This window comes from Agrobacterium leguminum (assembly GCF_005144435.2).
Taxonomy (GTDB): Bacteria; Pseudomonadota; Alphaproteobacteria; order Rhizobiales; family Rhizobiaceae; genus Agrobacterium; species Agrobacterium leguminum.
In genome coordinates this window covers 1,829,142-1,849,457 of record NZ_CP120212.1, presented here as the reverse complement: position 1 = coordinate 1,849,457, position 20,316 = coordinate 1,829,142, and the positions used below count along the sequence as shown (strand labels likewise).

The 20,316-nt window shown below is 58.8% G+C and carries 19 protein-coding genes; 8 read left to right on the top strand and 11 right to left on the bottom strand.

All coding sequences use genetic code 11. The annotated features are described in order from the left end of the window. Nucleotides 1-74: 74 nt before the first annotated feature. Nucleotides 75-2,048 (top strand): putative bifunctional diguanylate cyclase/phosphodiesterase, encoded by a 1,974-nt coding sequence (locus CFBP4996_RS23000; protein ID WP_162936032.1) that lies wholly within the window; start codon nt 75-77, stop codon nt 2,046-2,048. A gap of 48 nt (nt 2,049-2,096) precedes the next feature. On the opposite strand, the gene CFBP4996_RS22995 is transcribed toward CFBP4996_RS23000, so the two are convergent. The 11 genes from CFBP4996_RS22995 to tssH form a co-directional block, all read right to left on the bottom strand. Continuing rightward, the gene (locus CFBP4996_RS22995) at nt 2,097-2,399 is read right to left on the bottom strand and encodes a PAAR domain-containing protein (protein ID WP_080853669.1); all 303 of its coding nucleotides are present in this window, start codon (nt 2,397-2,399) and stop codon (nt 2,097-2,099) included. 22 nt (nt 2,400-2,421) lie between these two features. Continuing rightward, nucleotides 2,422-3,210, bottom strand: a complete 789-nt coding sequence (locus tag CFBP4996_RS22990; RefSeq protein ID WP_080853670.1) for a cell division cycle protein 123 family protein — start codon at nt 3,208-3,210, stop codon at nt 2,422-2,424. After that, nucleotides 3,211-3,741 (bottom strand): SMI1/KNR4 family protein, encoded by a 531-nt coding sequence (locus CFBP4996_RS22985; RefSeq protein WP_080853671.1) that lies wholly within the window; start codon nt 3,739-3,741, stop codon nt 3,211-3,213. It lies immediately after the preceding gene. 10 nt (nt 3,742-3,751) lie between these two features. Beyond that, complete coding sequence (locus tag CFBP4996_RS22980; protein ID WP_059761059.1) at nt 3,752-4,675, bottom strand: HNH endonuclease; 924 nt, start codon at nt 4,673-4,675, stop codon at nt 3,752-3,754. Then, complete coding sequence (locus CFBP4996_RS22975; RefSeq protein WP_080853672.1) at nt 4,672-5,151, bottom strand: hypothetical protein; 480 nt, start codon at nt 5,149-5,151, stop codon at nt 4,672-4,674. Before CFBP4996_RS22975 ends, CFBP4996_RS22980 begins: the two co-directional genes overlap by 4 nt. Further along, the gene (locus CFBP4996_RS22970) at nt 5,148-5,744 is read right to left on the bottom strand and encodes a DUF4123 domain-containing protein (RefSeq protein ID WP_080853673.1); all 597 of its coding nucleotides are present in this window, start codon (nt 5,742-5,744) and stop codon (nt 5,148-5,150) included. Before CFBP4996_RS22970 ends, CFBP4996_RS22975 begins: the two co-directional genes overlap by 4 nt. Before the next feature lie 8 nt (nt 5,745-5,752). After that, nucleotides 5,753-8,116: a type VI secretion system tip protein TssI/VgrG gene (gene tssI, locus CFBP4996_RS22965; protein WP_080853674.1), complete on the bottom strand. Its 2,364-nt coding sequence runs from the start codon at nt 8,114-8,116 to the stop codon at nt 5,753-5,755. 13 nt (nt 8,117-8,129) lie between these two features. Next, nucleotides 8,130-8,630: a type VI secretion system amidase effector protein Tae4 gene (locus CFBP4996_RS22960; protein ID WP_080853675.1), complete on the bottom strand. Its 501-nt coding sequence runs from the start codon at nt 8,628-8,630 to the stop codon at nt 8,130-8,132. Nucleotides 8,631-8,641: 11 nt separating this feature from the next. Continuing rightward, nucleotides 8,642-9,031, bottom strand: coding sequence for a Rap1a/Tai family immunity protein (locus CFBP4996_RS22955; RefSeq protein ID WP_059761069.1), 390 nt, complete (start codon nt 9,029-9,031; stop codon nt 8,642-8,644). 109 nt (nt 9,032-9,140) lie between these two features. Continuing rightward, nucleotides 9,141-9,617 carry an Hcp family type VI secretion system effector gene (locus tag CFBP4996_RS22950; RefSeq protein WP_003504561.1) on the bottom strand — a complete coding sequence of 159 codons (477 nt, stop codon included), beginning with the start codon at nt 9,615-9,617 and terminating at the stop codon, nt 9,141-9,143. Nucleotides 9,618-9,674: 57 nt separating this feature from the next. Further along, entirely contained in the window at nt 9,675-12,329 is a 2,655-nt protein-coding gene (tssH, locus tag CFBP4996_RS22945) for a type VI secretion system ATPase TssH (protein ID WP_080853676.1), read from the bottom strand. Nucleotides 12,330-12,549: 220 nt separating this feature from the next. On the opposite strand from tssH, the gene tssA reads away from it, so the two are divergent. The 7 genes from tssA to tssF all read left to right on the top strand — a co-directional run bounded on the left by tssA (nt 12,550) and on the right by tssF (nt 20,312). Next, on the top strand, nt 12,550-13,605 hold the full coding sequence (gene tssA / locus CFBP4996_RS22940) for a type VI secretion system protein TssA (protein ID WP_080853677.1): 1,056 nt from the start codon (nt 12,550-12,552) through the stop codon (nt 13,603-13,605). Between the two features lie 67 nt (nt 13,606-13,672). Further along, entirely contained in the window at nt 13,673-14,182 is a 510-nt protein-coding gene (tssB, locus tag CFBP4996_RS22935) for a type VI secretion system contractile sheath small subunit (RefSeq protein WP_035263819.1), read from the top strand. A 101-nt stretch (nt 14,183-14,283) separates the two neighbouring features. Next, entirely contained in the window at nt 14,284-15,765 is a 1,482-nt protein-coding gene (tssC, locus tag CFBP4996_RS22930) for a type VI secretion system contractile sheath large subunit (protein WP_059761077.1), read from the top strand. Between the two features lie 55 nt (nt 15,766-15,820). After that, the gene (gene tssC, locus CFBP4996_RS22925) at nt 15,821-17,215 is read left to right on the top strand and encodes a type VI secretion system contractile sheath large subunit (protein WP_080853678.1); all 1,395 of its coding nucleotides are present in this window, start codon (nt 15,821-15,823) and stop codon (nt 17,213-17,215) included. Further along, nucleotides 17,212-18,036: a type VI secretion system accessory protein TagJ gene (locus CFBP4996_RS22920; protein ID WP_080853679.1), complete on the top strand. Its 825-nt coding sequence runs from the start codon at nt 17,212-17,214 to the stop codon at nt 18,034-18,036. The genes tssC (CFBP4996_RS22925) and CFBP4996_RS22920 overlap by 4 nt, the downstream gene beginning before the upstream one ends. Next, nucleotides 18,029-18,538 carry a type VI secretion system baseplate subunit TssE gene (tssE, locus tag CFBP4996_RS22915; protein WP_059761081.1) on the top strand — a complete coding sequence of 170 codons (510 nt, stop codon included), beginning with the start codon at nt 18,029-18,031 and terminating at the stop codon, nt 18,536-18,538. Before CFBP4996_RS22920 ends, tssE begins: the two co-directional genes overlap by 8 nt. Then, entirely contained in the window at nt 18,531-20,312 is a 1,782-nt protein-coding gene (tssF, locus tag CFBP4996_RS22910; RefSeq protein ID WP_080853680.1) for a type VI secretion system baseplate subunit TssF, read from the top strand. The genes tssE and tssF overlap by 8 nt, the downstream gene beginning before the upstream one ends. Nucleotides 20,313-20,316: the final 4 nt, after the last annotated feature.

Genomic DNA, 20,316 nt, shown 5'->3' with positions numbered 1-20,316 from the left:
GTTAACCCTGTGTATTTCCAATGATGTAACGGGAATTATGTTACGAATGCCGCTCTGTACTTGAAGAGCCATGAATGAAAATACTGACCGCCACTCAAAAACTGCAGGACTTCATGTCCGTCCGGTCCGACAATCCTGATCTGCTGAAAGCACAGTACCGCGCTTTCACCCGACAGATGCCGATGATGTATTTCATCCTGCTTTCAAGCACATGGGCGCTTGCCGTGACGCATATGCGATTGGCGCCGCTTTGGCTCACCGTTGGAGTTCCCGCCCTCTTCACACTCGGCTGCACGCTCAGGGTCGCCTTCTGGTGGAGGACGCGCGGCATGGATCCCGAACCGCGGGTGGCGCATGCAGCCCTTCGGCGCACGAATCGCCTCGCTGCCGGCATCGCCATGGCATTCACGCTCTGGTCTTTCCTGCTGGTGCCCTATGGAGATGCCTATACGCAATCCCACGTCGCCTTCTATATGGCGATTACCGTCATTTCCTGCATTTTCTGTCTGATGTATGTGCGTTCGGCCGCCTTCATGGTGACGCTCATCGTCAATGGCGCCTTCATCGCCTTCTTTCTGGCCTCGCAGCAACCGACATTTGTTGCCATCGCCATCAACGTGCTGCTGGTCTGCACCGGCATGATGTCCATTCTGCTGACCAACTACCGCAATTTCGAGCGCATGGTCATTTCACAACAGCGCACGGAAGCGCTCAGCAACGAAAACCTGCTGCTTGCCAATATCGACAGCCTGACGGAACTGCCCAACCGCCGCGCCTTTTTCGCCCACCTTGAAGCCGAACTCGAAAAAGCCAGGGCCAACGGAACCCGGCTGGCGCTGGGTGTGATCGATCTGGACGGGTTCAAGCCCGTCAACGATCTTTACGGACACTCCGTGGGAGACAGGCTGCTTGTCAATGTCAGCAAACGCCTCACCGCCAATCTGAAAGCCAGCAGGGCCTTTCGGCTGGGCGGTGACGAATTCGCCATCGTCGCCCCGATCATACCGGATGACGCGCAACTCGTCGCAAATGCCAATGCGATCTCCGAGCAGTTGAGGGCGCCTTACCATATGCCAGAAGGCACCGTGCATGTTTCCGCTTCCATGGGAATTGCCGTGTTTCCGAACCTCGCCTCCACGCTTGAACAGCTTTTCGACAGGGCGGATTATGCCCTTTACCACGCCAAGAAAACCCGGCGTGGCGATGCCGTTCTGTTCGATGCGGAGCACGAAAAGCAAATCAATATTGAAGCCCGCGTCGAGCACCTGCTCAAACAGCGGGATATGGAAAACGAGCTTTCGGTCGTGTTCCAGCCGATTGTCGATATACGCGACGGAAGGACGGCGGGGTTTGAAGCGCTGGCGCGCTGGCACAGCCCGGTTCTCGGACATGTGCCGCCTTGCCAGTTCTTCCCCATCGCGGAACGGGCCGGCATCGTCGGTTCGCTGACGCGGCCGCTTCTCAAGATGGCTCTCGCCTCCGCCGCCGAGTGGGAAGCGTCACTGCGCCTGTCGTTCAACCTTTCGGCCCAGGACCTCAATTCCCATGAGGGCGTGCTTTCCCTGCTCGGCATCATCGAAAACAGCAGCTTCGATGCACGACGGCTGGACCTTGAAATTACCGAGACGGCTTTTGCCCATGATTTCGAACAGGTCAGGCAATCGGTCGAAATGCTGCGGCGTCTCGGCTGCGGCATATCGCTGGACGATTTCGGCACCGGCTATTCCAGCCTGACACGACTGCACGCATTGCCGCTAACCAAGATCAAGATCGACCGCAGCTTCGTCACGGACCTGCACGAAAAACCGGCCAGCTACAAAATCGTAAAATCCCTTCTCACCCTCAGCCGGGACATGGAACTGGAATGCGTGGTGGAAGGGGTGGAAACACCAGCCGAGCTCACCGCACTCGAAGGCCTCGGCGCCACGCTGGTGCAGGGCTATATCTATGCGCCACCGCTTCGGGAAGAGGATATCGGTGCGTTTCTTTCGGAGCAGGTGACTAGAGGCAGAATTTCCAATGGCAAACGCAGAAACAGGCTCCGCTAGTCAAACAATTGCATGAGGCAGATTGTCGTCACGGCACCGTATTTCAGATTACTCGAACGTAATCCAGGAGGTTCCCTGCACCAATCTTCCACCATGCGCGCATGCATCCCCCTGCCGCACTATCTTCTTTCCATCAATAACGGCAAAGGACGAGCCGGCAGTAATTGTATCGGTCGTCGGAACTCCCGTGCACAAACAGGTATCACCGACAGTTGCGACCGGCGTTCCTTCAACCGTAACAAAACTCTGTTGGGTGGAGATGACGGGACCACCAACATGCGGTCTTGGGCCGGGATCGACCTTGGGGCAGACATGCATGTGGCCTTTAAGAGAGACTGGGCTGGCGGTCATTGGCTCCTCCTTCTCAACTAAATCAAGCCGCACATGTAAAAGGCAACGGTGCTATGGCGAGCACTCGATTATTCCCGCCCCGGAAGCGTAGCCCCCTGTCAAAATCCCCCCCGTTCCTCCATTGAAAAAGGCACGGGTCGGACCGCACGATGAGCGGGTTAATATCCAGAAGCACAGCTTCAAATCCGGCGACATCGCCGGGTTTCAGGTAAATATCGACGATAGCATCATCAATATGAGCGACCTCCCTGAAACGGTCCGCAAAATCCACCAGAGCTGCCGCGATGGATTTGGCATTTGCCTCTATCTCAGGAAAAAAAGCCGTATGAAAATACTGCGAAGCGCCGAGGAATTCCCGGTTTTTCATGAAGAGCCTGAACTCAGACCATTTGGGAATGTCTTTCCAAGGCCGTATGAACATGCAAACGTCAAATTTATCTTGAAGTGAACTGGCAAGAAGTCCCGCCACACGGGGGTTATCCCGCAATATATGAGACATGAGTTGGGCGCTGTTGAAGATCGGCCCCTTTTGGTATTGTCCGGGCTGCTTGAAACTGCATCCACCGAAGCGAAAATGAGCGCCGTCTTTGAAAACCGCCGTTTTGGCATCTATGCCTATGCGAAATTCATCTGATAGCTGGGTGAGTTCATCTATGTCGAACAGCTCGCGGAAAGCCGCAGTTCTACTTCCTATCGCGGCGCGATCCTGCTCCGAAATAAGCAACTGCTCGAAGGGCAATCCCAACTCGCACACTTCGTCCGGCCAGGATTCGATGAAGGTTGCTCGCCATTTTTCGTGCAGACCAAGCATTTATATCTCGTCGGCCTTTTTAAGATTGTAGAAAAACTCATAAAGAGACGGGGCTGCGAGACCCAGGCCGCGCGTGTTATTTCCCGTGCCGAAGGGATCCGACGCTTGTTCCCACAGCCATACTCGGTTGTCGGTCTTATCTCGACCATTCATCAACAAATACGAGTTCCCACCGTCAGCGGTGCCGAAGAATATCATTGGCAAGGTGAACTGGTCAGGCCACGTGGAGTTGCTTATGAACATGTCGTGTCGATCATAAAACCGCTTCTTGCCAGAAACCAGGACTTGGACCTCGTGCGCAGAACGCGCGCCATCCTCATACGTCACAATAAAATTTGCGTAGATATCGGGTTGTTCGAAGCCGTTCCAGCCATAGCGCATGAGAACCGCAACAAGCTGCTCCGGCACTGACAATGAGGTGTAGTCCTCAAATTCGAGAATGTCTTGGGCAGACCAGAGAGAGTCTTCCTCAAAAGACCAATCGCCCGTTTCCTGCATTCTGGCGATTGCTTCATCCAAAGTAACGCTCATAATATTTTCCTCAATAGGCAGGGTCTTTTACTGCTGAAGCGCCACCGGTATGTGCACCCCCACCCGACTTTACGGCATGGATTCGTTCATCAACAAGCTGCATCGTTGATGTATCTTCATTGTGGTGCCATGTGTAACCATCCTCCATCTTGGAAGCGTTCCAGCTGCCATACCTTTCTTTCATCGCTGTTCTCGCTTGCCCGAAATCGCCATTTCGCGCGGCGTGGTTACCCTGCATATCAGGGATTCGTGCTTCGATGGGCTTGCCGTCCGGGCCTTTTTGGCTGAAGGGCGAGAAATCGGGCTTACCATTTCGGTATTGAACGCCATCCTGTCCATATTCTTTCAGCGCCTTATCGGCCGGTGTCCCCGGTTCAGGGGACCACTTGCTGTTGCCCGGCTCTCCAGACCACTTCCCCTCCCGTGGAATGTTCTTGTATTTGCCGCCGTTCTTATATTCGTCGATCTTTTTCTGACGGCATGCCTTCGTATTGCATTTTCTCAAATCTTCCTGAAGCTTGCGGTATGCTTCGCCGCGCTTGGAAGCCCAATATTTCGATGCCGCCGCCGACTTTCGTACATGGTCTTCGAGCGCTTTGACCTTGCGCTGAGCGGCGGCAACCTGGCTCATCAGTTTTTCGGCATACCGCGCGATCTTGGTACCTTTGGCAGCGGCCTTGGCCCCATCACCCCAGACAGGAATAAGACCGACCAGATCAAGCCCGGCATCTGCCCAGTTGCCGGTCCAGGCGTTTCCAATAGCGCTCGCAACATCCACGACACCGCCCACCACGGGCACGGACGAAGCAGCCAGCCAGCCCGCTTCTTTCGCGATTTCGGTATAGCGCTGGTTCAGCATGTCCAGATCGCGGCGGGCCAGTTCAAGCTCGCGCGTGTCAGGAACATTGACGAGGTCATCGAGGTGCTGGCTCATTGAATGTCTCTCGCCTTGGCAGCACGCTCACGCTCGAACTCCTCCTCGATGTCGTCATAAGGGACGCCGAGAATGTTGTTCTTCATATATTGCGGGAACCAGAAGGCGTTGTCGCTCCGCGCAATCGCATTTCCCTCCTGGCTCATGGTTGGCTCAAGGTTACAGCGCTCGATACGTTGTTCCTCGGTTTGGCTTCGGTCTCCCAGGATGGATTTATACGGTTCGAAGAGAAAGAAATCCGGGCCGATCCGCCACATCAAAACGACAAAGTGAATTTGATAAACTGGGTCGGAAAAGCCGAAATGCTCCGCATAGCGTCTGCCCCAGCGTGTCATTTCGGTAGCCTGGGGCGACCCCGCCATATCAGCGAAACTGGGTAGATGCTTTGGCATCACTTCTCTGGTGAAATAATTCGTAAAATCGTCGTCATCGTGCAGCATCGCATTCATCTGACGCGGATCGAATTCAATGATCATGATAATGCCCTCTCAACTGCCTTTGCCTGACCTGCGCCTCCGGAAGGCAAAACGATCTCACGATGTACAATGCCATTTCCAAAGCGGAACTTGAGGAACTCTCCCGCCTTCAGGTCGTTTTCACAATAAAAACACTCAATTCCGTTGAAAAAAACAGCGGCCTGCTCTGATGTTAGGACTGGCAAATATTGGCGCAGCGTTCGTGGGTCGTAATAACGAAAGAAGTGAACAGTCCCCTCACTATCTTTGACCATCGTAAATTTCCTCAAATGCCGAATAACATCCTCCAATGCATGCGACGTTCGCAGAAAAATTGACCAGCGTTTGCCAAAGCCATTGTCGATAAGCCACTGCAATACGCTTTCGTCAGATGTCATTTCTGCGACCCAAGCCGTATCGTCTCCAAACTCCTCAAGCGCGTTGCCTCTGTAAAGACATGCGACCTTGTCCGTCATGGCTTGAAGTGCTGGTGGAATAATCATGGGCGCCCGGGACGCATCGACAACGGCATAAAGGCGAGTAGTTCCCCCACTCCCCTGCTCCTCCCGAAGTTTGGAAAGAACTTCCTGCCTCTTCTCGCTATTGAGTTCCACGCCAACCCCTACTTCTTCGAGCAGTCTTCAGCAAAAGGTTTGTTCGTGTTTTTGCCGGCGCTGCCCCGCTTGAAGTTCACAGCATTTGCTTTGACCTCGAACTTGGTTGCCTTGATAAACACCCCGTTTTTGTTGATCTCGATGACGCCACCGGGCGCCGCAAGCACTATCTTGTCGCTAACGATCACCGTGTGATTTTCAGTTTGCGTAAAAATGGCTTTGCCAACGTTTATTTCGTAACGCTCTCCAACGGTTGTCTTCTTTGTCTTTCCGACGCTCTCCAGCGACGTCTGGCCGACATTCGTAACCTTGCTGACCCCGATCTGCTCAGCCCGCGCCACACCGACGCTATCGGATTTGAACGTGCTGACGATCGTGTTCATGATGCCCGGCAGCGGAAACAATCCCGAAGCATCGGAACCGACCCCCGAGCCGGAGCCGGCAAGCGCCGTACCCGCATCCGCGCGCGGGCTTGAGCCGGAAACGACACCCTCACGCGATGAAAGACCGCCTGCGCCGAGGAAGCCGAGTGCGGATGAGGCGAGCGTGGTGGCGAAGGCCGCGACACCCGGGCCACCGCCGCCGGCGATCTGGGCGGCCTGCGAAAGAAGGCCGGCCGTCTGTCCGGAGAGCGCCTGCACGCCCGCCATCGCCATCATCGCCATCGGTCCCGTGCCGCCGACGACGGTGTTTACCGAGCCGCCAATCTCGTGTTTCTGGTTGCCGGAAACTTCCACCGCGCGGTTGCCGCCGACCGAGGCGACCTCATGCCGGTCGATGCGCTTGGTCCGGTCATTCAATACCCGCGTCGTCTGGTCCTTCTGGGCGTGGAAGAACTGGTTCTCCTTGCCGGCCTCATCCTCGAAGGTGATTTCGTTGAAACCGTCGCCCTTGTGGCTGTTGGAGCGCAGCACCATGCGTGTCTTGTTGGCCGGCAGGTCGTAAGGCACGGAATTGGCCGGATTGTTGACCACGCCGATGACCAGCGGCTTGTCCGGGTCGCCATCGACAAAGGCGACCATCACCTCCATGCCGATGCGCGGAATGACCTGCGCACCCCATGTACCGCCGCCCCATGCCTGGCTGACCCGCACCCAGCACGTATCCGTGCCATCCTTCTTCGCCTTGCGGTCCCACGGGAACCACAGCTTGATGCGGCCATATTGGTCAGGATGGATTTCTTCGCCTTCAGGGCCGGCGACGATCGCCACCTGCGTGCCTTCGATGCGCGGGCGTTTTGTTGACCGGTGCGGCGTCAGCGGCACACGGGCGGGAATTGCCTCGAAGTGATTGCGGTATTCCGGCTCGTTGCCGTTTGTTTCGTAGGAAAGGTCGACGACGCTGTGGCTTGCCCTGATGATCACATGCTCTTCATAGGCGTGTTCGGGATGGGCGACCTCGTAAGGCGTGAAGCGGCGGCCGGCTTCCAGAATGCGCGAGGTCGACGAACCGAAAACCCGGTCATGATCGGCTTCGATGGACTGGGTGCGCAGTTTTTGCGCGCGCTCGGCCTCTTCCACCGTCTTGATGCGGGCCGGATATTCGTAAAGCTCGCGCTTCGTCGCATCCGGCATCTGCACCAGCGACGGCGTCATCGTGCCCGGCACCATGCCCGGCGTCTCGAAATTCCAGTCCGCACCCGCACGCTGGCCCGAGACATAGGAAAAACGCCGCGCCCAGTCGTTGATGTGGTTGCGATCCGACGACCCCTGCGCCAGGCGCACCGTCCCCTCCCCCTGGGCGGCCGGCGATGGCCCAAGCCAGCCGCTGGCGCTATCGGCCACATGCAGCTTGTGGGAACCATCCTCATGGCTGAACCAGTAAAACAGGCCGTCCTCTTCAAAGCGGCGGGTGAGATAATCGAGATCGGTCTCGTTCCATTGTACGCTGTAGTGCTGTGCAGGCGGTGGCGAGATGATGCCCGATGTGTCGGGCGCGGGAATGCCGTGTTCGGAAAACAGCGTCTCGACGACCTCCACCGCCGTCTTGTCCATCCAGATACGGCAATCCGACCGCCGCGACAGAAGCCACATTTGCGGGCGGATCGTCAGCGCATAGGAGCGCATGCCGCGTGTGATCGGCGGGCCTTCATGCAGCTCCGTCACCAGGCCGTTGAAGGGGCGGCGAACACCGCCGCCATCGCCGTCGCCCTGGCTTATCTCGATGGAGATATCGACCAGCCGTCCGATCAGTTCTTCGGGCTTGACCGCTTCCTTCTTGGCCCGCACGGTCAGGCGAATGTCGAAGAGCTGCGATACGCCCTCCTCGACGGACAGGCGCTCTGGCAGAAGCTGGTCTTCGCCGAGTGGCGAAGACACCTTCAGAACGCGGCTCGCCTGAACGAAATCGGAAAAAGACGGCTGGTCGTTCATGGGATACTCCTAATCAGGACCCGCGGCTGGATTGCAGGGGCCAGAACCAGATCGTTTCCGAATTGTAGTAGCAGGCCGATGCGCATTGGGTGGCCTCCGAGCCGCCGCGCACAAGATCGATATGACCGCCGCCGGTGTAGCCGGGGATATTGTTGAACGCCACGACACCGTTGCGCGCGCCGATGCCGTTACGCGCCGTCGCTGAGGTGAAAGGCTCGGGTTCGCTAAGATAGCTCGTCCGCTTCATCAGGGTGGCAAGGCGGCGCATGTTCACCTCTATGCCCTTACCGGCATGGGGGGCCTTCTGGATGCGGTGCGAGGCGGGCACGATGTTGATGCCCGACTTCACGAAAGCGATGCTGACGCGGATGGCGCAGGTATTGTGATAGTTCGGATTGCCGATGAAATCGTCCCAGCCGATTTCCGTGAACAGATCACGCTGGCTGAGATAGTTCGGATGCGACGGGTCGCTGCTCGGATAATTCTTATAGAGAGTGTCAAAGTTAACACGCATGGTTCATCCCACTAGTTACTTTTCTGCTCACAGGGAAAGGAGACCTTGAGCGCCTCCCGCACGAGAGTGGCTGCCTGTTCATCCAGTTTTTCCGCAGGAAGATCGCCGAGATAGGTGTAAATCCGGTCGGTGAGTTCATGGGGTGCCACGGCACCCGCACCGCACCAGTCCGATCCGCTTGTCAGATCGGCCACACCGGCGATATAGGCGCTCGATTTTGCGACGGAAACCAGCCGCCGCATTTCCGGATCAGACACTTCCGGGGCAAGCTTGCCCTCGATGGCCTGCTTGAGTTCAGCACCGGAGAATATCCATGTCCGTTCCTCGGCACCCGCCGGCGAAAGACCGGATAGAGCCAGAACAACCGGCACGGAAACAAAAAACGCATATAGGGAGCGCATGAAAAACCCGCCTCGTCCAACGTGGATGAGAAACATCACGACGTGAGCTGCAAAACTGCAATGAAAACGTTCCGGTGCCGGCAAATGCCGGCACCGGGTCGCGTCGCTATCAAGCGGCCTTCGTCGTCGCCAGATCGTAAGAGGCGATCATCGGAGACTGCGGCGAGTTGTTGTCGTCGAACGGCGTGTACTTCACTTCCATCTTGGTGAAGTTGAGCTTGATGGTTTCCACCGGACGGTCACCGCTGGAATCCACCGAGTAGCTGGCGATGAGTGTGTTCGTCAGCAGATACTCGATATAGGTGTTACCCGGATTGCCCGTGGTCACCAGATGGATGGTTGCGAGCTTGCCAGTGCGGCCGGCGCAGGCTTCCTGGAAAAGCTTGGTGGAAGAAGAATCGCTAACCTTGGTCAGAATGACTTCCGAAATGGTCGGTTCGGATGCTTCGCGGTTTGCAGCAGAACCGGCAGACGTGTTCATGTTGCGCGCTACGTTCCAGTGAATGGCTTCGATGTCCATCCACTTGCGGTGTTCCTCATGCGTGGCGTCGCCCTGGATACCGTCAATCTGCAGATAAATTGGCATGCTGTAAGCTCCTGTAGCTGAAATGACCTCTTGCTTCGAGGCCGCGTTACCCTTCGTTTAATGCCGCATGCGTCGGGTAGCCCCATCCGACGCGGCAACTTTATCCACCCCACCCTCTTCGGACGCGGCGAATTCATCTGTTTCCCCAGCCGCTTCGGCACGAATGCCGAACCTGTTTTCACCAAAATCGACAACGATCTTGCCCACGCGTTCTCCCGCGATGACTTTTTCGAGGAAAAAGCTGGAAAGAGGCGGCAGGAGATCCTTGCCGATCATGATTTCGATGGCGCGTGCGCCAATTTCACTTGCACCGGCGCGCGCCACCAACGCGTCGCGCGCGGCATCGGAAAGGGTCAGGTCGGCGCCGTATGTTGCGAGAACACGCTCCCTGATCTTGCCGATCTGCATATCCACGATCCTTGCGAGCTCTTCCGCACCGAGCGGCATGAAGGGCAGGATGATCGTGCGCCCGAGGAATGCGGGCTTGAACTGTCTGGTCAGCTCCGGCATCAGCAGCGCTTCCAACGCCTCGCCTTCCGGCATCGTATCCGGATCAGCGGAGAGCGCGGCCAGCAGTTCCGAACCGGTATTGGCCGTCATGAAGATCGTGGTGTTCTTGAAATCGACATCGCGGCCTTCGCCATCGCGCAGCACGCCCTTGTCGAACACCTGATAGAAAATATCCTGGACGCCGGGATGGGCCTTATCGATCTCATCGAGAAGGAGAACGCCGAACGGCCGGCGGCGCACCGCCTCCGTCAACACGCCGCCTTCGCCGAAACCGACATAACCGGGCGGCGAACCGAGAAGCAGTGAAACCTTGTGCTCCTCCTTGAACTCCGACATGTTGATCGTCGTCAGATGGCTGTTGCCGCCATAGAGCAGATCGGCGAGCGACAGCGCCGTCTCGGTCTTTCCCGTTCCGGACATGCCGACGAGGAAGAACACGGCGGGCGGGCGACGCGGATCGGACAACCCGGCACGGGCGGTGCGCATGGCATCGGCAATGCGGGTAATTGCAGCATCCTGCCCCACAACCCGCTGGCGCATGCGCGCATCCAATGTGCGCGCGCTTTCGATCTGGTCGGCCAGAAGTTTACCGAGCGGAATTCCGGTCCAGCGCGATACGACGGATGCAATCGCTTCACGATCGACCACCGTCGGCACTAGTCTTTCGGCATTTGCCGGTTTGGTCTCAGCCGCAGGCCGCAAACGCGACACATTCGACGCGCCGGTTTCAACGGGCTGCTCTTCGCTGAGTTCAGCCATTTCCGCATCGTAACGGCCGCGCAGATCGTCGATTCCGCTCTCGAGCTTCTCGACTTCGTCGCGTATCGACTGGATACGGCTGTGCATCTCGGCATCCTGCGGTTCACGCAGAAGCCAGTTCAACTCATCGGTCAGAAGACGCCGCTCGCTTTCCATGGCGCGCAGCCGTTCCGGCAGGGTCTGCCGCGCCAGCGAAACGGCAGCCGCAGCCGTATCGAGAAGGCTGACGGCCTTGTCCGGCAATTGCCGCGCCGGCATGTAACGCGCGGATAATTGCACCGCCGCCACAATCGCCTCGTCACGAACCACAACGTTATGATGGCTGACGAAGCTGTCGGCGACACCGCGCAACATGCGGATCGCGGTCGTCTCATCCGGCTCGCGCACATGCACGGGCTGGAAACGACGCGTCAGCGCCGCATCCTTTTCGAAATATTTCTTGTATTCGCTCCAGGTCGTGGCCGCGACGGTGCGGACTTCGCCGCGCGCGAGAGCGGGCTTGAGAATATTGGCCGCATCGCCCTGTCCGGCCGCACCGCCTGCGCCGACAAGGCCATGCGCCTCGTCGATGAACAGGATGACCGGCTCGGCCGAGCGTTTTACGGCATCGATCACGCCATGAAGACGGCGCTCGAACTCACCCTTCACGCCCGCGCCGGCCTGCAGCAGCGAAATATCGAGGTTCAGCAGGCGGACGTTGCGCAATTTTTCCGGCACATTTCCGGACGCGATTTCCAGCGCCAGCGCTTCCGCGACCGCCGTCTTCCCGACACCGGCCTCGCCCACCAGAATGGGATTGTTCTGACGACGGCGCGTAAGAATATCAACGAGTTGGCGCAATTCATCATCGCGCCCGATCACCGGATCGACCTTGCCGTTCCGGGCGTCGGCGGTCATGTCCTGGGTGTAAAGGCGCAGAAAATCGTTCTGGCCGGCGGTCGGCGCTGCACCCGCCGTCGAGGAAGAAACGTCTTTTCCGCTGTTGTCTTCAACGGAACTGCGAAGGCGTACGAGAGCCGCGCGATCCATCGCCTTCAGCGACGGAAATGCCGAGCGGACGAAAGAGCGGAGCGAGGTTTCCTCGTCCATCGCCAGAAGCAGGTCGCAAAGCGTCACGCGGTCGCGCCCGGCCTCCAGCGACGCGAGAACCCATGCCTCGCGGCCCGCCGTCAGAACGTTCTGGGAGAGCGACAAAGCCTCGCCATCGCCGATAACGGCCTCTTCCAGGCTGCGGCCGATTTCCGCCTGCAATACCGGAAGTGGAATTTTTAATTCCTCGAATGTTTTCGCATAGATGCCGGCATCTACAACCGCCAGCAGCCAATGCGGGATATCCACGTACCTGTGCCCCATACGCACCGCAATAGAAGCCGCAGCTTCAAGGGTGACGCGCAGGTCAGGCTCAAGCGCTTCAACGAGGCGATTGAGATCGATATGCGACATGCAATGAGCCTCCTGCCCGGGTTCATTCCACAACGTGACGTGGAATAACTATGATGATGAAACCGGGTTGTCCACCCCGAAGTTTATTTTTTATCGGGTTAGATTAGGCAGTAGACGCCACAATTTAGACACATTTTGAATAAGTCTGTCTGAGGAATAGCCTTACGTAAGGGAAGTAACTACAAAAAATCCATTACTATTTTCTGGGGATAGACTGCTCTTGAACGCGCCGCATGTTAAAAGAGATATAGAATTTTTTGGAGATTGCGGAGAAAATATCCGCAACGATTCAAGAACGCGTGAAATATACTATAGAATTAAGGATGAAAGAAACCAGGCACGCACAGAAGAGCGCGCCGCGTCCCCACAGGATAACTTAAAGATCTCCAGTAGCTGGGACAGTGTCAGCAATCTTGGATTGCAGATTATATATTCCGAAAGCAAGGACATAGAAATATTGGCGTGGCTTGCCGAAGCAAGCCTGAGGTTGCGTGGCTTTCCTGGACTGCGCGAAATCTATGAGCTTTGTGGCGATCTTTTTTACAACCACTGGGACTCATTACGCTCCATCAGCGATGATAATGATGAGGAAAAATTTGCACCTTTTGCGGGATTGAACGGCATCGGTACCGAGGGAACGCTTGTGCAGCCGCTCCGGCTTGCGCCGCTGATCCCTGGAGGGAAATTTGGAGAGCACAGCCTCTGGGATTTCCAGCTGGCGCAGCGACCGAACGAGAGCAAACGGCGCGAAGAACTGTATCGGCTGGCATCCGAAGCAGGCGTTGCCGCCATGTCTTCCCATCTGGCGGAGGTGAACGCCTGCCTCTCCAGCTTCGACGCCATCATGGCGGTTCTTTCCGAACGCTGCGGCCAGTCCGCGCCACCCAGCTCCAACATCCGCAACACGCTCATCGAAGCTGCTGCGGCCATCCGCACGCTGGGCGGGCGCGAGCAGGAACCGGCACCGGTCGAGCAGGCGGCAGCCGCGGTTCCTGGAACCAACGACAACGGGCAACCGGCGGTACGAACAGCCGCGACGTCACCGGAAGGCATATCGTCACGCGATGAAGCGTTTGAAACTCTTCTTTCGGTTGCGCGTTACTTTCGCCGAACCGAACCGCATTCGCCGATCTCTCTTTCCATCGAAACGCTGGTTCGCAGGGGGCGCATGGATTTTTCCGAACTGCTGGCGGAGCTTCTGCCCGAGGCACAGGCCCGCAATGCAGTTCTGACGGCCGCCGGGATTAAGCCCGGCGGAGACAACAACGGAAAATAACGAGGCAAGGGACGGAAACGCCGTCCCGTAACAGTCAGCCATGCCAAGGGGCATCAAGGAGGTTGAAATGGCAAGTGTACACGAAAAGCTGGAACGGGTTCGCAAGCCCCGCGTCCACATCAAATACGAAGTCGAAACCGAAGGCGCGATGGTGGTCAAGGAACTGCCCTTCGTCGTCGGCGTTCTCGGCGATTTCTCGGGCAATCCGACCCAGCCGCTGAAGCCGTTCGGCGAACGTAAATTCGTTCAGATCGACCGCGACAATTTCGATGAGGTGATGCGCCGCATGACGCCTGGCCTCAACATTGCCGTTGCCAACACGCTGCAGAAAGACGGCACGGACATGCAGGTCAACCTGAAGTTCGAAAGCATGGACGATTTCGAACCCGGCGCCGTCGTGCAGCAGGTTCCCGCCCTCAAGGCGCTTCTGGACGCCCGCAACGAGCTGCGCGACCTGCTTTCCAAGGCCGACCGCTCGGAAGATCTGGAGCGGATGCTGGAAGATATTCTGCAGAACAAGACCGATCTCGCAACGCTGGTTTCCGAACTCAAGGAAAAGAACGGCGCGAGCAAATAATCGCCTGTGCGGAGGAAAACCTCCCCGAACGGCCCCGATTGCGGGGCTTCAACTGTTCAAGCGGCATTTTTTTTCAAAGCCGCATGTGGAAGGACTGAAACATGAGCGCTGAAAGCCTGCTGAAAAACGAAGCACAGGCAACGACCGCCGAAGATCAGGGACTGCTGTCCAAGGTGGTTGCCGCAACCCGCCAGACCGAACCGGACCGCGCGCAAAATCTTCTGCGCACGCTGACAGATCAGGCGCTGAAGGGAACGGTCAAATACGACCGCAACCTCACCGTCACCCTCAACCATGCGATTGCCGAACTGGATCGGACGATTTCCGAACAGCTCGCCGCCATCATGCAGGCGCCGGAATTCGCCAAGCTCGAAGGCACCTGGCGCGGGCTCAACTATCTCGTCAAGAATTCCGAAACGAGCGTCAACCTGAAGATCCGCGTCATGAACGCCGGCAAACGGGAACTGGCGCGCGATCTGGAAAAGGCCGTGGAATTCGATCAGTCGCGTCTCTTCAAGGCGATCTACGAAGACGAATTCGGCACCCCCGGCGGCGAACCGCTCGGCGCGATCATCGGCGATTACGAATTCGACAATTCCTTTGATGACGTACAGCTGCTGCAGGGGGTTTCGTCGATTGCGGCGGCGGCTTTCGCACCGTTCATCTCGGCGGCAAGCCCGCAGATGTTCGGCTTCGAGGATTATCGCGATCTAGCCCGTCCGCGCGATCTCGAGAAGATCTTCGATACGGTCGAATATGCCAAGTGGCGCAGCTTCCGCGAAAGCGACGATTCCCGTTTCGTCACGCTCGCTCTGCCGCGTGTTCTGGCGCGCATGCCCTATGGCCCGAAAACCAACCCGATCGACGATTTCGCCTATGACGAAACCAGGGGTGCGGTGAATGGCGACCTGCAGCATGACGAATATTGCTGGATGAACGCCGCCTATGTCATGGGAACGAAGTTGACCGACGCTTTTGCAAAGAGCGGCTGGTGCACGGCGATCCGCGGTGCGGAAAATGGCGGCCGGGTGGAAAATCTGCCCATGCACGTCTTCTCCAGCGATGACGGCGATCTCGATCTCAAATGCCCGACGGAAGTGGGCATTACCGACCGCCGCGACGCGGAACTGGGCAAGCTCGGCTTCCTGCCGCTCTGCCACTACAAGAACACGGATTATGCGGTGTTCTTCGGTGCCCAGACGGCGCACAAGCCGAAGCTTTACGACAAGCCGGAAGCCACGGCCAACGCCGCCGTTTCGGCCCGCCTGCCCTACATCATGGCCACGTCGCGCTTCGCGCATTACCTCAAAGTGATGGGCCGCGACAAGATCGGCTCCTTCATGGAAGCATCCGACTGCGAAGTCTGGCTCAACCGCTGGATCGCCAACTACGTCAACGCCAATGACGAAGCGGGCGAAGAAAGCCGGGCGAAATATCCGCTGCGCGACGCCAAGGTGACCGTGCAGGAAGTGCCGGGCAAACCCGGCGCCTACAATGCGGTCGCATGGATGCGGCCCTGGTTGCAGATGGAAGAATTGACGACCTCGCTGCGCATGGTCGCCCGCATTCCGTCCAAGAACTGAACCCGGACCGGGGTGGTCCGCCACCCCGGCCCCGTTCGTCACCCGGAGCCCGCTCATGGCGCATCAGTCCTTTCCGGACGCCCGCATTTTCGTCGACCAGCTCATCGCCCTCATCGACGATGCGCTGACCGGCCAGGTGAACGCCATTCTCCATCACCCTGATTTTCAGGCGATGGAAGCGAGATGGCGCGGGCTTGCCATGGTCGTTCGTGAGGCTGGCCGCGGCGCCGACGTCAAGGTGAAGATGCTGAATGCCAGCTGGCGCGATCTTGCCCGCAACACGGAACGCGCCACCGACTTCGACCAGAGCCATCTTTTCGAAGTCGTCTATAATCGCGAATTTGGCATGCCGGGCGGCGAGCCGGTCGGCCTGTTGATCGGCGACTACGCCTTTTCCCCCGATGATCTTCAGGGCGCCGATTCCATCACCACGCTGTCGCAGATCGGCATGGTGGCTGCGGCCGCCTTCTGCCCCTTCGTCGCGGCGGCCGCACCTTCCGCCGTCGGCCTGCAGGACTTCGCCGAACTCAGCCGGGTTCACGACTTTTCCTCGCTGAAGCAGGATAAATCGCGGCTGCGGTGGAATGCGCTGCGCGCACGCGACGATTCCCGCTTCGTCGGCCTTGTTGCGCCGCGCGTTTTGCTGCGCTCGCCCTACAGGCCCTATGCGCGGGAGCGCGATGACGGATTTCCGTTCCGCGAGCATGTGGCGGAAAGCGGCGAGACCCTGCTGTGGGGCAATGCCGCCTTTGCCTTCGCAACGGTGGTGGTGCGCAATTTCGTCGATTCCGGCTGGTTTGCGGATCTGCGCGGTGTGACGCAGGATGCCGTGGATGGCGGTATGCTCTCTTCCCGGCAATTGCCGCCGCTCGATCTCGGCATCGAAAGCAACGGCCTTTCCGCGCAGCCGCCCGTCGAAGTGCAGCTGACGACCGGGCAGGAACAGCAATTTTCCGATCTCGGCATCGTGCCCGTCTCCACCACCTATCTCTCCGGCATGGCGATCTTCAACGCCAACCAGTCCCTGCATGCACCCGGCCATTATTCCAGCGAAGCGGCAAGACAGAACGCCCGCCTCGCGGCCATGCTGCAATATGTTCTGTGCGCCTCCCGGTTCTCGCATTACCTCAAGGTCATCATGCGCGACGATATCGGCCAGCTGAGCGATGCCTCGACGATAGAGCGCAAACTGGAAGGCTGGCTTTCCTCCTACACGCTCGGCAATGACGATGCCGAAGCGGCGCTGCGCACGCGCTACCCGCTGCGCTCCGCCGGGATCAACGTCTTCGAGGTTCCCGGCAAGCCCGGAACATTCTCCTGCACCGTGCGCCTTCAGCCGCATTTCCAGCTCGATGACGTCTCCACGAGCTTCCACCTCATTGCCGAAACCATGATGCCGCCCGCCGCCGCATCCCGGTCTCCGGCCGAGCCGCAAAGGATACCCGCATGACGCTGCGCGACGATATTTCCCGCCTTCTCGACGATGACCGGCTGCAGGACGCGATCGGGCTTGCGCGCGAACACGTCAAAACGAAGCCAACCGACAAGGATGGCCGCCATTTCTACATCGACCTGCTGGTCCTTGCCGGCGACTATGAGAAGGCCGATGCGCAATGCAATCTGGCCGCAACATTCTCGCCGCAGGAAAGCGTCGGCTTTTCTCTTTTTCGCCACCAACTGCGCGCCATGGCCGCACGCAATGCGTGGTTCGAAAACGGCGCGGTGCCGGATTTCCCCGGCGGTCCGTCCGAATTCGATCAGCTGGCCATCCGGGCGAATATCGCTGCACGCAGCGGCGATGCGGATGCCGCCAGAACCGCACTGGCTGAACTCGATGAAAAACGCGGCAATGTACCAATCGGCCGCAACGGCAAGAGCGCCGGCGATATTCGCGATCTGGACGACCGGATTCCGCATGCGCTGGAGGTGCTGACCAATGGCGGCCGCTACCTGTGGATCGATTACGGTCGCATAGAAAGCCTCGCCATCGACCCTATGAGCCGCCCGCGCGACCTTGCTTTTCGTGGGGCTGAGCTGACGTTGCGCGACGGCGCGGTCGCATCCGTGCTGCTTCCGGCGATCTATCACGGTGCGAAGGACGATGTCAGCCTCCTCCTCGGCCGGGAAACCCGATGGAGCGAGGAAGACCAGCCTCTGGCAACCGGGCAGGGCCAACGCTGCCTTTTGATTGGCGACGATATGGTGCCGTTCCACGAAATCGGCTCCCTTTCCGCCGCCTCCGACGATGAAAGGCAGATCGCCCGTGGTTGATCCGCTCGAGCAATATCGCGCGCGGCAGAGAACGCTGTCACGCTCCGTTCTGGACCGGCTGCTCGATGACGCACCGGATGCGGAAACGGATATGCTCGTCAGCCTGAAGGATCAGGCGCGCGAGATGCGCGAGGTGATCCGCCGCGATCTCGAGGCATTGCTCAATACCCGCCGTAACCCCGCCGGTCCGCCGGCGGCGCTGAAAGAGCTTACCGATGCGCTGGTGAGCTATGGCGTGGACGGCATTCTTTCGGCCAATCTGGTAACGGATGCCTCCAAGGCGCGGCTCGCACGCAGCATCGAGCGGCGGATTTCCCTGTTCGAAACCCGCCTTGGCGATGTGCATGTGACGATCCTGAAAAACCGCACGGATGGCGACCGGGCGCTTCGCATGCGCATACAGGCGAGTTTCCGCCTTCAGGAAGGCATGCCGCCGATCAGCTTCGAATCCCGGATCGATCCGTCCACACAGCGATTCCTGGTGGAGGCGACGAATGGCTGACGGCTTTCTCGAAAAATACAATGACGAACTCTTCGCGCTCCGAAAACGCGCATCGCGTTTTGCGGCGGCGTTTCCGAAGATTGCCGGCCGGCTGCGCATGACGGGCGATGTTGCCGACGATCCGCATGTCGAGCGGCTGATCCAGAGTTTCGCCTATTCCGCCGCCCGTGTGCGCCAGAAGCTGGACGACGAATTTCCCGAACTGTCCGACAGCCTCTTGGAAACGCTCTACCCGCATTATCTTGCGCCGATCCCGTCCATGAGCGTGGTTCAGTTCACCCCAAGCACGGCGCTCGCAACCGTGCAGACGCTTCCCCGGCACAGCGAAATCCTCGCCGAGCCCGTCGGCGGCGAAAGCTGCCGTTTTCGTACCACGCAGGCGGTGGAGATCGCGCCGCTGCAAATCGCAGCCGCAACGCTTTCCGGCCAGCCGATCGACGCGCCTTTTTCGGCCTCGTTTGCCGGCGCCGCCAGCTGCCTGCGGCTTTCGCTGCGCAGCACGGCGCCGCGCGGCGGCACTTTCCCGGAAATGGGCCTGACGAAGCTTCAGATTTTTCTGTCCGCCGCATGGCAGCAGGCCACGGCGCTTTACGAGCTTTTGACCAATCATTGCGTGGGCATGGCGCTTGCGCGGCACGCCGAGGACAAGGAAGCCGTTTTCCTGCCCGCCGGCAATCTCACGCCATCGGGTTATACGCGCGATCAGGCCATGTTGCCCTATCCGGCCAACAGTTTTGACGGATACCGGCTTCTCACCGAATTCTTCGCGCTGCCGCAGAAATTTCTCTTTCTCGATATCGACGGGCTACAAAAATGGAGCGGCGGCGATTGCGAACTTTACATCTATCTGGATGCGGCGGACACGCAGCTTGAGCGCATGGTATCGGTCCGGGATTTCGTGCTGAACGCCTCGCCGGTCATCAACCTGTTCAAACAAAGCTGCGAACCGCTCAGCCTCGATGGCACGCGCACGGAATACCGGCTGCTGCCGGATGCACGGCGGCAGCGGACCCGCGAAATCTATGCCGTCGAAAACGTTCAACTGACCAGCCGTTCCGGGCAGACCGAAAAGACCTCCCCGTTCTTCGGCCGCACCCAGCGCAACAACGGCGCGAACGTGTTCTGGCAGATACAGCGCCGTTTCGACGACGACGGTTCCTCCGATACGGACATCGCCTTCGTCGATCAGAAGCGCGGACCGCTGGGACCGCTCGACATGGTGGCGAGCATCGATACGCTGTGCATCAATCGCGAATTGCCAAGCCAGCTTCCCTTTGGCGGCGGCCACCCCTTCCTGCAGCTTTCGACCGGCAACGAGGCGGTGAAATCCATCCATGCGCTGATGCCGCCGACGGCGGCGATCCGCGTCAACGAACGCTCCGCGCGTGAATGGCGGCTGATCTCGCATCTCCTCCTTAACCACCTCTCCCTCACCGACAGCGGCGGCGCGCCGCTGAAGGACATTCTCTCGCTCTATTCCTTCAGGGACAGCCCGGAAACCCGGCAGCTCGTGGAGGCGATCAGCAATGTTAAGGCGCAGAATTCCCATGCCCGGATCGGCTCGGCGATGGTGCCGGGAACGGACATCACCGTGGAGTTCGACCCCGCGCTGATCGCGCGGCCTGCCGCATTTGTTTTCGCCAATGTCCTCAATCATTTCTTCGGGCTCTACACCTCGATCAACAGTTTCACCCGGCTGACGGCGACGATGCGCGGCCATTCCAAACCGATTGCCCGCTGGCCAGCCCGCGCGGCCGACCGGCCGCTGCTCTAGGAGA